Below are 13,603 nucleotides of genomic sequence, written 5' to 3'. Positions count from 1 at the left end.
TGTACCTTTTAATAAATGAGGGAAGAGTGTAATTATCAATTTCTAAATAGCATTTGTAATTCAGGATCAAACACCCTCTATAAAGTAAGAAACTTCACTTTTTCTGAATTGACAGAAATGGTATTGAATAGTCATTGTGCAGATTGTTTTATTATTGGGGATGGTAATAACAAAGCCCAGCTGCTCAACTTAAAAGGTAAGCCTGATAAGCTTTTGAAAACAGCCTTGCTAGGCACTTGTAGTAGTTACCTTTTAAGAAGTCAGGTTGAAATGCCAATACACTATTCAAACCAAATTCACCTAATTCAGAATTTTAACTACCCTTATAAAAGTAAAAAAGTAAGAATTCTTGAATTGGAATTGGAGGATGAGGAATGAATTATTGAGCAAAGTTACGATTATAGCTGCTGTAGCGAGGCAAGGAACTACGGCATAAACACAAGCCCACCCTCTCCCCTACATTTATTCCGTTCCTCCTTGCTCTTGATTGCTATAATCGTGCATGGGCATCATAATTCATTATTCACCTTTAATCAAAATCACTATGGAAGACACAAGTTAGAACAGATTGCAACAGTTACAGAATTAGCTTAGATTAGCTAAACAGTTTATTAATTTATTTACAAGGTCACTTGTTTGCAAATTGTTTGCAAATCAGAAGAACAAATGAAATTTAAAGTCAAGATAGTTTTAATGTATTAGCTGAGTATTACCAAAAACCTGTTTGTTACCTCAGATAAAGCTGTATATTTGCAGCCCGGTAAAAATATGACTTGGTAGCTCAGCCGGTAGAGCAACTGACTCTTAATCAGTGGGTCGAGAGTTCGATCCTCTCCCAGGTCACGGTTAAAAGCCTTAAGACGAAAGTTTTGAGGCTTTTTTTATTGCAGGTGTCCCATTTTATAAAGCGGGACACCTGTTTTTTACTTTGCGTTGATTGTCAACGCTTTACACGAATTCAGTGAAACACTTTGGGACATCCCTATTGTTTAAATAATCGATGCAAGTATCTGAATATAAAATTCTTATCAAAAATTGCTTGGGTTGATAAAAAAGCGCTGAAACACTTTTTGTGGGACACCCATCCCCCGCCACTGACAAAACATCGCCACCATTTGCCTGCTTGTATTTGGCTAATTTGCATTCATAAATAAAATTTTATGACACAAATATCAACGGACTGCCCGCCGTTTGAACGCCCGCCCGAAATTGAACTTATACGCTCGATGGCGAGAGGTACCAAGCTTACCGCCAGGCAACGCAAGCTATTACAGAAACAGGAGGCCAGCGCCATAACTGCCGATGAAGCCTTTATCATTAAAAAGGCCGACGACTGGCTCTACCTCTCTCCCTGCGAAACCGTTGCCGGCGATATGCTTTTTGGTGGTTTGTGGTTTAAAGGCGAACTGTGCATTCTTTTTGCCGATACCAATGTGGGGAAATCCATCCTGGCGGTACAGCTGGGTGATGCCATCAGTCGCGGCGCGGCCGTGGGCGATTTGCCCGTGCAGCAGCAACCCGAAGCCGTGCTGTATTTCGATTTCGAGCTGAGCGCTGCCCAGTTTGCCAAACGGTATACCGGTCCCAATGGTGAGCTTTACCGCTTCTCACCAAATTTTTACCGCGTTATCATCAATCCCAACGCAGGCAACGAGCGTAAATTTGCCAGTTATCACGATTACCTCATCAACTCCCTCGAGAATATCATCGTTAGCACCGGCTCGCGTACGGTCATCATCGATAACATTACCGCCTTGCGCAGCAGTACCGAGAGCACAGCCGCCGCCGTGCAACTGATGAGCAGCCTCAATACCATCAAAAACCGCTGGGGGCTATCCTTATTAGTGCTGGCGCATACACCCAAGCGCAACCCCGCGCGGCCCATTAGCCGCAACGACCTGCAGGGCAGCAAAATGCTGATGAACTTTGCCGACAGCGCCTTTGCCATCGGCGAAAGCCATGCTACACCGGGACTGCGCTACCTGAAACAGGTAAAACAGCGCAGCGGCGAGCCCGCATTTAACGCCGGCATGGTTCAGTTTTGCCGCATTGTAAAACAGGGCAGCTCGCTCCACTTCGTGTTTGAGGGCCAGGGTAGCGAAGCCCCTCACCTGCTGGTGCATACCAACCAGCAGCGCTGGATGCTCGAACAACAGATCCTCAGCCTTCATGCCCAGGGCCAAAGCGTGAGGCAAATAGCCAACGAGGTAAATTGCGGGGCGAGTAATGTTTTTAGGGTGATAAAGCGGGTGGAGAAGGTGGGGGTTTAAGCATCACGCTTCCCTGCACGTACCTTCATGGTGTTAAAGGTCCGGTCAGCGTGGACGCTGACAATTAAATCATTCAGGCGTGGACGCCTGAACGGGCGCGGGGGATGAACGTATTAATTTAGGAAGTTCGGCTCTAATATTTAAATCAATTGCCGAGAAACACGATAGAGAATGGTGCAATAATTACCAATCTCTAAGGCCCCATCCTGATAGGCAAAAAAAATACTCAATGTATCAAGATTTTGAATTTTGTATCAATGATAGAAACATCTTGGCACATAGAATTTTTGATAGGCACTCCTTTATCGATCCGGATAAATTCCCATTAGAAAAAGGCAGCTTGAGATTTGTAATGTTGAAAGATATACAAAAGCCAGTTGATTACAATTATGAGAGAATGGACCTCCTTTACAGATTGATAGTTCACCTTGTAAGGTACATTAATAACAAAATTCAGTACAATGCTACTAACACTACTACCATTTAGTCTGTTAAAAATATCTTTCCTTACACCCGTCGCGATTTTACTTGTTTTTTTGATCGTGGATTTTATACGAACATCCTTAAGATATTACGAATATTCGAGTTGGCGAGCTATTAAGTGATGAATGCAATTGCCATGTTTCAAAATTGCGAAACGGCAATTGGCACGTAAACGAAATGGAAAATCGTATATTTAAAAATGCAAGCCTTATCCCAAATATTCACCGGGTTTAAAGACCCTGACCAGATTCAAGCCTTATGCTCAGTAATAGGCTTATTTGTCGCTATAGCAGGTACCTTTTACGTAGCAGCTTCCTTCAGAGCGCAAGGCAAAATCAATAAATTGCAAGAGCAAATAAATCTTCAACAAATAAAGCTTACCCCCGCCCGGTTCAGGCGTCCACGCCTGAGTGTAAAATTTTGTCAGCGTCCACGCTGACGGACTTAGTAAATAACGTTCAAGGTAATTTCCGGATTGTCGCTGCTGTACCAAAATCAAAGGCTGAACATACGAAGCCGGCAAATTAGACAAAGATTCCCCTACAATAAAAAGACAAAACCCAGATGCTTTAGCACCCGGGTTTTTAATTCTATTTAGAAAATTTTATTTATGCCTGTGCTGATGATCGTTCGTTTCCCTTATCCAGCTATCTGCCGAAAACTTGCCCGAACCTACTATCCAGAACAATACCAGCAGCAGGAAAACGATTATAGAAAGCCATAGTTCGGTATTTAAGAACGATAGCCCCTTAGTAATGTTCACAAAAAATATGGCGCCTAAAACAATGGGCATCTGCATAACCACTACCATGCGGGTAAGCAGCCCTGTTAAAATAAGCAGCCCTCCTATCACATGCACAAAGGCAATAACGTGTATCAGCACTACGGCCATCAGCCCCAAACCACCAAAGGTTTTGTTCTGGAAGATCCAGTCCTGCTGTACACCCGTACTGCTGATGAAAATTACACCTTTACAAAAAATGATCAACCCCAGAAAAATACGTACAATGTCCAGCCATCTCGGGTGATGAAGATCACCCCAATGTTCTACTTTTTGGACCATATTCATGATGCCTCCTTTTTAAGAATGTTAATAATTGGTAATGATGAAGTTACAATAATTAAAACTAAAATTACAATAATTTATTGCTCTTTTTTTTAATGAATTAAAGGAGATTTTACCTGTGCCTAATATAGTTAAGCACCATCGGGCATTAAGGCTGCCTGTCGATATCAACATCAAATTCCTGCTATTTTTAATTGCCTTTTATTGATTTTTTTTGTTTAGTATTGTATAGCGGCTTTGCCTTTACCCTATATTAATTAGTGAGCGCTAAAATTAAAATACTTCACATTGCGTATATCGCCGGCGATGCTATGCTGGTGAACAATGCCCTTTTTAGCGCGGGCATATTTTGTGATATCCGGCCGGTTAATACCAGGCAGGCCTATCTCGACGACCTTGCAAATTTTTCGCCCGGCCTCATTATTGCCGACGATGCCCTACCTGGTTTAAATGCCCTGGAAGCGCTGTCGTTAATCAAGGAAATGGGTTTATCTATCCCGCTTATCGTATTAACGGAAGCCGGTGCGCATACGTCTGCCATTGTGCAGGTGATAAAACAAGGCGCGTGCGATTACATCTTAAAAGAGGATATAGATACACTGCCGGGCGCAGTACTTGCCGCGCTAAATAAACCGGCGACAGCGCAGAAACCCGTACTTACCGAGCATAGTTACCGGCAAATTGTAGAAACCGCCCAGGAAGGCATCTGGATACTGGACGATAACCTGATAACCAGTTTTGTAAACAAAAAAACCTGCGACCTGCTGGGCTATCCCGCCGAAGAAATTATAGGCAGGAGCAATTTAGATTTTAAAGATGAGGCCGAGCGGGAACGCACCATTGCCCGTACCGGCCAAAGAAAGCTTGGCATTACCGAAACGCACGAATCTACCTTTATAACCAAGGCGGGCGAGCGCGTTTATTGTATAGTAGCCACCAACGGGCTGTTTGATGCGGATGGAAAGTATATAGGCACGCTGGCTATGCTTACAGATATTACAGAGCGTAAAACGCACGAAAATGCTTTAAAACGTTCCGAAGCAAACCTCTCGGCCATTATTGAGAACACTACCGACCTGGTTTACTCGCTCGACCGTGACCTGAAGGTGATCACCTACAACCAGCTTTTTAAAAATACAATAAAGCATGTTTACGGTTTCGATATTGTAACCGGCGCCAGTACCCTCGATCTGATCAGTAATTTCGACGCCGAAATGGGTGCCAAATGGAAGGCAATTTATGCCAGGGCCTTAAACGGCGAAACGCAGCAGTTTATAAACAAATATACTTTTGGCCCCGAACATGTATACCTCAGTTACTCTATAAACCCCATTTGGGAAACTGATAAGGTTATCGGCCTGTCGTGTTTCTCGCGGGATATTACCAAACAAAAGCTTGATGAGGCATCCATCCGTAAATCGGAAGCGAGCCTGCGTACTATTTTTAATAATACCGACAGGGCATCTATGCTGCTGGATAGTAACGGTAGCGTTGTATCTTTTAACAACCTTGCCCAAAAATTTTCGCAGGATGTAACCGGTAACTCTATTACCGAAGGATCGTCGGTACTGGATTGTGTGGGAGGCGATTGGCAGGATATTGTATTGGACATATTGAAGAATACCAAAAACGGACGGGCGCTGCACTACGAAGAAAGCCGGGAAATAAATGGGGCCACAAGATGGTTTGATGTTACCTGGGCCGGCATAAAAGACCGTGAGTACGAAGACTTTGGCTACATATGTACCTTTAGGGATATAACCGACAAAAAAGCGCTCGAAATTGAACGTGAGCAGATAACAACCGACCTGTTGCAGCGCAACAAAGCGCTGGAGCAATTCACCTATATCATCTCGCACAATTTAAGGGCGCCGGTGGCCAATATTATCGGGTTGTCCTCCTTACTGGCGGGCATTGCTTCCGAAGGCGATGAAGAAACAGTGCAGATAAGCAGCAGCATCAGCCGGTCTGCCGATAAGCTGGACGAGATCATCTCCGATCTTAATCGCGTTTTACAGGTAAGCCAGGTAGCAAATGAAAATATCGAGTTTATTTTGATCTCTCAGCTGCTGGCCGATATTAAATTCAGTATAGGGCATTTAATTGAAAAGGAGCACGTAACCCTAATTACCGAACTGAAGCAAGATGAGATCCGGTCGTTGAAAAGCTTTATCCACAGCATTTTTTATAACCTCATCCTCAATAGTATTAAATACCGCAACCCGCGTATAGACCCGGTGATAACCATTAAAACGGCGATAGCCAACGGCCGGCTTACCATCAGCTATCGCGATAATGGCCGTGGTATTGATACCTCGAAATACGGGAACGAGATATTTGGCCTGTATAAGCGCTTTGATACCAGTGTGGAAGGAAAAGGTATGGGTTTATTTATGGTTAAAACGCAGGTGGAAAGCCTCGGTGGTGCTATCACCATCAATAGTACATTGGGGCAAGGCACCGAATTTGTTCTTCATCTCCCCCAATTGCAGTTAATACCCGGTTAAGGATACCCGTTACTGGTGTATATAGCTGTGCAGCTGCTCTATAGTTTCCTGCTGCGAGTGGATGGTTTCATACACCACATCGTTAATGGAGATGATACCGCAAAGGCTATCAGCTTCGTCAAATACAGGCAGGTAGCGGATATTGTTCTCGCTCATGATGATCATGCAGCTCTCTACCGATGATTTTGGTGTAACATGCGGCAGGTTTGTGCTGATAATATCCCCGGCGGTTGTTTCGTCGGAATGCTTACCCATCAGTATTATCTTACGGGCGTAGTCGCGTTCGGTAACAAGCCCTATATATTGGCCGTTATCAGTAACCACTACCGAGCCGATGTTTTTTTCGGCCATTAGTTTCAGCACATTTAATACTGTGGTATCGGCAGGCACGGCAATAACCGCACTACCCTTACGGGCTAAGATGTGTTTTACGCTTTTCATAAAATAACAGGTTTATTTGGGTTTATGAATTTACGAATAACTATTTTAAAAACAATAGGTTGGCGTTATTTAAATAAATAAAACTGATGTTTTAGATGCGAAAGTATAAAAAGCAAAAAGCCCCGGCTTAAAATAAACCGGGGCTTTTGGTATCTGGCGGCGCGTATTACAAATACGACTGCAATAAATTCGCTTTTGAATTTTGCCTTAAACGCATCAGCGCTTTGTCTTTTATCTGGCGTACACGTTCGCGGGTTAAGCTGTATTTTTCGCCTATCTCTTCTAAAGAATGAGCGGCATTGTTATTCAAACCGAAGAACAATACAATAACCTGCCTGTCGCGTTCTGCCAAAATATTCAGCGAGCGTTTTATTTCCTGCGAAAGCGAATCGGTCATCAGTTCGCTATCGGTGCTGGCATCGGTACTTTGCAAAACATCAAGCAGCGTGTTTTCTTCGCCGGTAATAAATGGGGCGTCCATAGAAACCTGGCGGCCAGAATTTGATAACGAATCGGAGATCCGCTCAGTAGTGGTTTCCAGGTCATCAGCCAATTCTTCAGGAGTTGGCTGGCGCTCCAATGTTTGCTCCAGTTTTGAAGCAGACCTGTTTATTTTACTTAACGAACCAATTTGGTTCAGTGGTAAGCGTACAATACGGCTTTGCTCTGCAACAGCCGATAAGATCGACTGACGGATCCACCATACCGCGTAAGAGATAAATTTAAAGCCCTTGGTTTCGTCGAAACGTCGTGCTGCTTTTATCAAACCTAAGTTGCCTTCGTTAATCAAATCGCCTAAGGTAAGCCCTTGGTTTTGATATTGTTTTGCAACGGATACCACAAAGCGCAGGTTTGTTTTTGTTAAACGTTCTAAAGCGGCCTGGTCGCCCTCGCGTATCTTCTGTGCCAGTATAACCTCTTCCTGTGCGGTAATAAGGTCTACTTTGCCAATCTCGGTAAGGTATTTATCCAGAGATTGCGATTCGCGATTTGTAATGGATTGTGATATCTTAAGCTGTCTCATATAAAAAAATGTTCAACTGTTAAGCCAATAGTAAAACTGTATTGGCAGGTAAAAAAGAAAATAAAAAAGAAATAAGGTATTGAACGATTCGGAGATAAGTGCTACTTATAAACGAAAAGAGCAAAATTTTGTAATGTTTAATAAATAAACCTAAATCAAGAAGTGTTTGTGTTTCGCTGCTCCAAATCAATCTGCGAAGATACACAAAGATTTGTAGTTACAGTGTAAAACAAACACTTATAATTTACTCACACGGTGTTATTAACTATGTGTATGTAAAGTCATTTATAATTTGTTGACAATTGGTACAACCCGTAAAATGTAATTTTGATTTGATAAATAAAAATTATGTCATCTACACTATCAAATATATCTTACTCCGTACTTGATCTCGCAACAGTTGTTGAAGGCCAAACACCCGCCGCTACCTTCCCAAACAGCCTTGCGCTGGCCCGGCTTGCCGAGCAATTGGGCTATACCCGCTATTGGTTTGCCGAACACCATAATATGACGAACGTAGGCAGTTCGGCCCCTACTATACTCATCGGCTACATTGCCGGTGGTACAAAAAACATCCGTGTGGGTTCGGGTGGTGTAATGCTGCCCAACCATGCGCCACTTGTGGTAGCCGAGCAATTTGGTACATTAGCTTCCTTATATCCCGGCAGAATTGATCTGGGCCTTGGCCGTGCCCCGGGTAGCGATCAGCTTACCGCCCTTGCCATCCGCGGCGAAAATATGAACGCGGCCTTTAACTTCCCCAGAGATGTAGAGAAGCTGCAAACCTACTTTTCTGCAGATAATGCGGATAGTAAAGTGCGCGCCATCCCGGGCGAAGGACTGGAGATCCCTATCTGGATCCTGGGCTCCAGCACCGATAGCGCCCGTTTGGCAGCCGCAAAAGGCTTGCCTTATGCATTTGCCAGCCACTTTGCCCCCGCTCATTTTTTAGAAGCGATAGAACTTTATCGCCAAAACTTTAAGCCTTCGGAGTTTTTGAATAAGCCTTACGTGCTAAGCTGCATCAACGTAGTGGCTGCCGATACCGATGCGGAGGCAAATCGCTTAGCAACATCCGTTCAGCAATTTATAAAGGGTGTGGTAACAGGTAAAATGCAGCTACTGCCTCCCCCGGTTGATACCATGGATGGCGTTTGGAATTACTTTGAACAGGAAGCCGTAGAGCAGATGTTGGCTTATTCCATTTTTGGCGGACCGGAAACCATTAAGCAAAAGATGCAGGCTTTTGTCGAATTAACTAATATCGACGAAGTAATGGTTACCTCGCATATTTTCGATCACCATGCGCGGCTGCGATCGTATGAAATATTTGCGGAAGTAATGAAAGCCAACTAAAATTATTTCTTGTCTAAAAAATCGGGCGGGTACAGCTTTTGCCCGTACTTTTCGGCTATGGCGGCCATCTTTTTGGCTGTCTCCGGATCCATTGGCGGCGGCGGTAAAAATTCGCCCGATTTTACCGGCTGCCCCATTTCCAAAAACATTTCCTCCAAGCCCGCAGGGACAACCATACAAAGCAAATGAGCTATCTTATCGCTTTTGTTTTTAAAGCCATGCACTATACCGCCTTTAGGGACGCTTACAAACGCGCCTTTTGTAGCGATGTAGGTAGATGCTTCTGATCTCACCTCAACTTCGCCATCTACAATGTAAAATGATTCTTCAAACTGCGGATGCGCATGCGGACCGGGGCCCCCGCCGGGTGGCACCAGCATTTCGATAGTAGCAAACGCCCCGCCGGTTTCTTTGCCCGATATTAGCACGCGATAGTTACCGCCCATTATCGAAAGGGTTTCGCCCTCCGTCGCTCCCAAAGTTTTTGGTGCCTTTTTTTCGTTTTCCATAATGTTGATATAGACTACTGTAACAAAGGTGTATGCCTCTTGGTTTTAATCAATAGACGTGTTACTTCGCAATTATGTTTTTGATATTAACGTGAGGCGTTCAATTTCTTATTCACCACCCTATCGGCGTAATCCTGGATGAACGCTTTGCAATCCATCATGCCTTTTTGCATTTCTGGCGTTAGCTGGCCAGTTACCAGGTTTTCCTCAAGGCCTTTGTCGGCAGCTGCAAAAATTCCGGTGATGGTCTTTCCATCGAACAGGTAGGTATAGCTGCCCTGCATAAACTGGTAAATATTACCGGTGGAATTGATCACCCGCGGTGTTTCTGCCGACAGGTTGCTTATTAGGCTGCGTCCCCACGAACGGAACGGCTTGTTGTAACCTATCAGATCGGCGAGCGAAGGATAGATATCCATTTGAGAAGCGAGATCGGTACGTCGGCCCTTTAGCCCATATGCCGGGTTGGCGCTGTAGAACAGTATCGGTACCGCAAACCGGTTGATCTCCTTACTATATTCGGGGTAATGTGTTTGGCTGGTATGATCGGCAGTTATTACAAAAATGGTATTGCTAAACCAGGGCTGTGCTTTGGCGTAATTGAAAAACAGGCGAAGCGCGTTATCAGAATATTGCACGGTTTTATGTATTGGCAGCGGCCCGCCGGCAAACCTCTTTTTATACTTATCGGGCAGTTGGTAGGGGTCGTGCGAGGACAGCGTGAACAGCGTGGCCATAAAGGGCTGCTTTTGTGTGCCGAGGGTTTTACCCATAAACTGAAAGAACTGCTCGTCCCAAATACCCCAGATACCGTCAAAATCCTTGTCGTTATTATATTCTGTTCGGCCATAGTAGTTTTTAAAGCCCAAAATACTGCCAAAGCCCTGGAAGCCCATCGAGCCGTTGGCTGCGCCGTGGAAGAAGGAAGTTTGATAACCCAGGCTATCGCACACCGAAACGATGGACGCTATCTTCTGCTTGGCATAGGGCGAAGAAGTAAAGGCAGTTTGAAACGATGGGATCCCCGCCAAAACCGAAGACATGCCATGGATGGACTGCCGGCCATTGGCATAGGCATTGGTGAAGATGAGGCTGTTATCGCTCAGCGAATCTAAAAACGGTGTGTACGATTTAAAACCCGGTATTGCAGTGCCACGGTTCATGCTGCCCCAGTATTCGCGGGCCATGCTCTCTAATATAATGATCACCACATTTGGTTTTGCTGTGGGGTGGCTGTTGTATTGCTTTACAGGTTTGATATTGGTATCGATATAAGCATCATCGGTAAAATGCTGCAGCTTAAAGTTATTACTGTTGAGCGTACGAAAAATAGCGAAAGGCGTATTCAGCACCACATCGCCCTGGTTGGGCACGGTAACATGTTTATAGGCGTCCACCATATTTATGGGGCGCGTACTGTGCTTAAAGTCGCCCCGTATGCCACCTATCACCAGGGCTATAGTTATGAGCAGTACCGCGACAGATGAGGCAAAATAAGCCAGGCCCGGTTTTACATTAACTGGTTTAATTTTTACGCGCCTGTATAGCCAAACCCACAAAACACAGCATAAAAAGTAAATAGCGATTATATACCAGTACGCCCAGGCAAAATGACCGGCAAGGGCTTCCTTATTACTTTCCTGCGATACTACATCCAGCGTTGCTTTGGTGGAGCGCACCTGGCTGAAACGGTAATAAATAATATCAATAAAACTGGTAGCGTAAGCCAGCAGATTGGTAACAAAGTATAAAATGCTGAGCCCTTTTTGGTAGGCCGGCCTGGTATTAATAGTTAGCGGGAGGATGCTTAAAACGATAAACAGCACGTTAATGTACATCAGCGCGGCGGTATCAAAGGCTATCCCGTAGTAACACAGTTTTAGTAAAGTGCCCGGGTCATCAACAGCCAGCAGGTTGGTGTTAAAAGCAAAAAACAATACCCTTGCAACAAAGTAGAAAAGATAGCTTAACAAAAGGCGGTATAAAAGTGCTTTGTATTCGGTTAATCTAAATTTAGGCTGCATTTAGGGCTCCTGCTTTTTTGAAGAGCGCAATTTAGCGAAAAGCAAATAATTGTTAAGTCAGGGTTAAGCCATTGTTTTAGGCTAACAAAAAAAAGCCGCTAACTTGTACAGTTAACGGCTTTTAAACTTTCGTGCGGAAGAAGGGAAAATAACTTTCCAGTAACGCGGCCTTTACTTGCACAATTTCATATATGCCCTGTAGGCCCCAAAAAGGCAATATTGTTATCATTTAATTTGTTGGTGACGCTTATTTTGTTGCCTGGATATCCGCTATTTAGTGACGCGCTTAGATCTCGTAATCTTTGGCTACAAATACTTTAAATACTTTGCCCTTCGCGTACTCTATGTTTTTGCCTTTTTTAAGAAGAAAAAACGGTGTAAGTAGCACCGCCTCAGCAACGGCGGCGCCGGTAGTTGTTTTGCCGGTTTCTTTGATATCCACATCGGTAAGCTTTACAATACGGCCATCTTCCAGGGTAAGAAAATCGATGCTAAAGTTTAGTGATCCTGCCTTGCCCATTCCCCGCGCTTTTTGGCATTCGGTTATACGGCCGCTTACTTTCAATCCTTTATTTAATATTACCCTATCCCCTACTATTAACGGCTCGGTGGTTTGAAATTCAAGCACATCCCCGCTGTTTGCGGTTTTGCTTGAAAGGGCTTGCATAAGCTCTACGGTAAGCATCGAACCCTCGGAAAGGTGTTTGGTAGTAACCGCCGGCGCGGGTGCCTGGGCGAATAAATTGCAGCATAACAAAGCCGCGAAAGCGGTAAGTAATAGTTTTCTCATGTGATTAATTAGGTTATTGGTTTATAAAAATTATTATTTTTTGCTCATCAGCTCTATAATTCTATCCTTGTCCTTAACAGTGCTTTTTAAAATTTCTATTTGATCTCGCAGGGAGTGATAGACTATTTCCGGCTCCCGTACAATATTTGACTCGCTACCCTTATTAGAGTATCGCCTTACATTTTCTTCAAAAATTAGCTCAACCGGGCTTTCCAAAATGTCGAGCATCTTATTTATATCACTGTACTTAATAGTTTCATTCTCCAGGCTAAGCTTAAACCCGGTGTAAGTCTTATCCATTTCGGATGCAAGCCAGGTAAGGTTCCTTTTTTGCTCCGCTAATATCACTTCTACGGCTTGTTTTAACGACATCGTTAAAAAATAATTTCATTGGTAATCAGTTAGTTATACAATACATATCAGTTTTACTATCAAAATATTTGCAGTTTAACTGATAAAATTTTAGTATTGCATCATAATATTTTAATAAAAATATGAAAAATATTAGTCAAGGCGACTAAAAAATTAAAGATAGAGCAAGGCGGGGTAGAGAAAAGGTAATTGTGTTTCATAAAGGTTAAGTTTTAAGCCAATATGAATTGCTTTAGGATTAAAGGTTTAATGATTAATTGTCATCCAAACATCAATTAAATGCATACAAGGAAAATGAACAATAAAAAGTACCGTATCAACGAAATGTTGGATCGCTTGCCGATTAAAAAAAATAAGCAAGCCCTTAAAATTTTACCGAACGAGCTGGGCGTAAGCACCGCCACATTTAATAATTACCGGGCAATTACGGTAGAAGATGTGCAGGATATCCCACACATGGCGGTGGTAAAATTGGAGCAATTTTTTAGCCTGGAACCCGGCCAGCTGCAAAACATCACCCCGGATGTACGGCCTATTGCCGACCGCCCGGATGATGATAACCAGGGCGATATCGCCGCAGAGTTCAACCTAAGTAAGTAACAAAAAAGGCAGCGCCATCTTGCCGGATCCGCGCTGCCTTTGTAAAAATAAATTTAAAATGAGAAAACCCCAGTTCCCTTATTTCAGAGGTTATTACAACCAAAGGAATAAAAAGTTTTTAAAAACTGAAAGCCGGCCGCCCCGATTGGCCCAAAAGTGTG

General features: G+C 43.7%; 12 protein-coding genes and 1 tRNA gene. 6 read left to right on the top strand and 7 right to left on the bottom strand.

The genetic code is table 11. The features are described from left to right. Window positions 1-15 precede the first annotated feature (15 nt). The 3 genes from IDJ77_RS11445 (at window position 16) to IDJ77_RS11435 (ending at window position 2,270) form a co-directional block, all read left to right on the top strand. Window positions 16-378 (top strand): hypothetical protein, encoded by a 363-nt coding sequence (locus tag IDJ77_RS11445; RefSeq protein ID WP_191189086.1) that lies wholly within the window; start codon window positions 16-18, stop codon window positions 376-378. A gap of 392 nt (window positions 379-770) precedes the next feature. Then, window positions 771-843: transfer RNA gene (locus IDJ77_RS11440), tRNA-Lys, on the top strand. Window positions 844-1,160: 317 nt separating this feature from the next. Next, entirely contained in the window at window positions 1,161-2,270 is a 1,110-nt protein-coding gene (locus tag IDJ77_RS11435; protein ID WP_191189085.1) for an AAA family ATPase, read from the top strand. Between the two features lie 1,087 nt (window positions 2,271-3,357). Here IDJ77_RS11435 and IDJ77_RS11430 read toward each other — a convergent pair. Then, window positions 3,358-3,822: a DoxX family membrane protein gene (locus IDJ77_RS11430; protein WP_191189084.1), complete on the bottom strand. Its 465-nt coding sequence runs from the start codon at window positions 3,820-3,822 to the stop codon at window positions 3,358-3,360. Between the two features lie 257 nt (window positions 3,823-4,079). Here IDJ77_RS11430 and IDJ77_RS11425 point away from each other — a divergent pair, with 257 nt between their 5' ends. Continuing rightward, a complete protein-coding gene (locus IDJ77_RS11425) occupies window positions 4,080-6,326 on the top strand; it encodes a PAS domain S-box protein (protein ID WP_191189083.1) in 2,247 nt (748 codons plus the stop codon). Window positions 6,327-6,335: 9 nt separating this feature from the next. Here the strand turns inward: IDJ77_RS11425 and IDJ77_RS11420 are convergent, their stop codons facing one another. Together IDJ77_RS11420 and IDJ77_RS11415 are read right to left on the bottom strand one after the other, a co-directional pair. Continuing rightward, a complete protein-coding gene (locus IDJ77_RS11420) occupies window positions 6,336-6,767 on the bottom strand; it encodes a CBS domain-containing protein (RefSeq protein ID WP_191189082.1) in 432 nt (143 codons plus the stop codon). 166 nt (window positions 6,768-6,933) lie between these two features. Then, window positions 6,934-7,791 (bottom strand): sigma-70 family RNA polymerase sigma factor, encoded by an 858-nt coding sequence (locus IDJ77_RS11415; protein ID WP_191189081.1) that lies wholly within the window; start codon window positions 7,789-7,791, stop codon window positions 6,934-6,936. Between the two features lie 348 nt (window positions 7,792-8,139). Between IDJ77_RS11415 and IDJ77_RS11410 the strand changes: the two genes are divergently transcribed. After that, window positions 8,140-9,147: an LLM class flavin-dependent oxidoreductase gene (locus tag IDJ77_RS11410; protein ID WP_191189080.1), complete on the top strand. Its 1,008-nt coding sequence runs from the start codon at window positions 8,140-8,142 to the stop codon at window positions 9,145-9,147. A 2-nt stretch (window positions 9,148-9,149) separates the two neighbouring features. Here IDJ77_RS11410 and IDJ77_RS11405 read toward each other — a convergent pair whose 3' ends face one another. The 4 genes from IDJ77_RS11405 to IDJ77_RS11390 all read right to left on the bottom strand — a co-directional run bounded on the left by IDJ77_RS11405 (window position 9,150) and on the right by IDJ77_RS11390 (window position 12,842). Continuing rightward, window positions 9,150-9,656 (bottom strand): cupin domain-containing protein, encoded by a 507-nt coding sequence (locus IDJ77_RS11405; RefSeq protein WP_191189079.1) that lies wholly within the window; start codon window positions 9,654-9,656, stop codon window positions 9,150-9,152. Between the two features lie 86 nt (window positions 9,657-9,742). Beyond that, window positions 9,743-11,680, bottom strand: a complete 1,938-nt coding sequence (locus IDJ77_RS11400) for an LTA synthase family protein (protein WP_191189078.1) — start codon at window positions 11,678-11,680, stop codon at window positions 9,743-9,745. A 286-nt stretch (window positions 11,681-11,966) separates the two neighbouring features. Then, window positions 11,967-12,470, bottom strand: a complete 504-nt coding sequence (locus IDJ77_RS11395; protein ID WP_191189077.1) for a hypothetical protein — start codon at window positions 12,468-12,470, stop codon at window positions 11,967-11,969. Between the two features lie 33 nt (window positions 12,471-12,503). After that, complete coding sequence (locus IDJ77_RS11390) at window positions 12,504-12,842, bottom strand: hypothetical protein (RefSeq protein ID WP_191189076.1); 339 nt, start codon at window positions 12,840-12,842, stop codon at window positions 12,504-12,506. 279 nt (window positions 12,843-13,121) lie between these two features. Here IDJ77_RS11390 and IDJ77_RS11385 point away from each other — a divergent pair, with 279 nt between their 5' ends. Further along, window positions 13,122-13,442: a hypothetical protein gene (locus tag IDJ77_RS11385; RefSeq protein WP_191189075.1), complete on the top strand. Its 321-nt coding sequence runs from the start codon at window positions 13,122-13,124 to the stop codon at window positions 13,440-13,442. Window positions 13,443-13,603 lie beyond the last annotated feature (161 nt).

Source organism: Mucilaginibacter pankratovii, assembly GCF_014773265.1.
In the GTDB taxonomy this organism is placed as follows: Bacteria; Bacteroidota; Bacteroidia; order Sphingobacteriales; family Sphingobacteriaceae; genus Mucilaginibacter; species Mucilaginibacter pankratovii.
The sequence above is the reverse complement of the archived record's forward strand: the minus strand, read 5'-3'. Positions and strand labels throughout refer to the sequence as shown.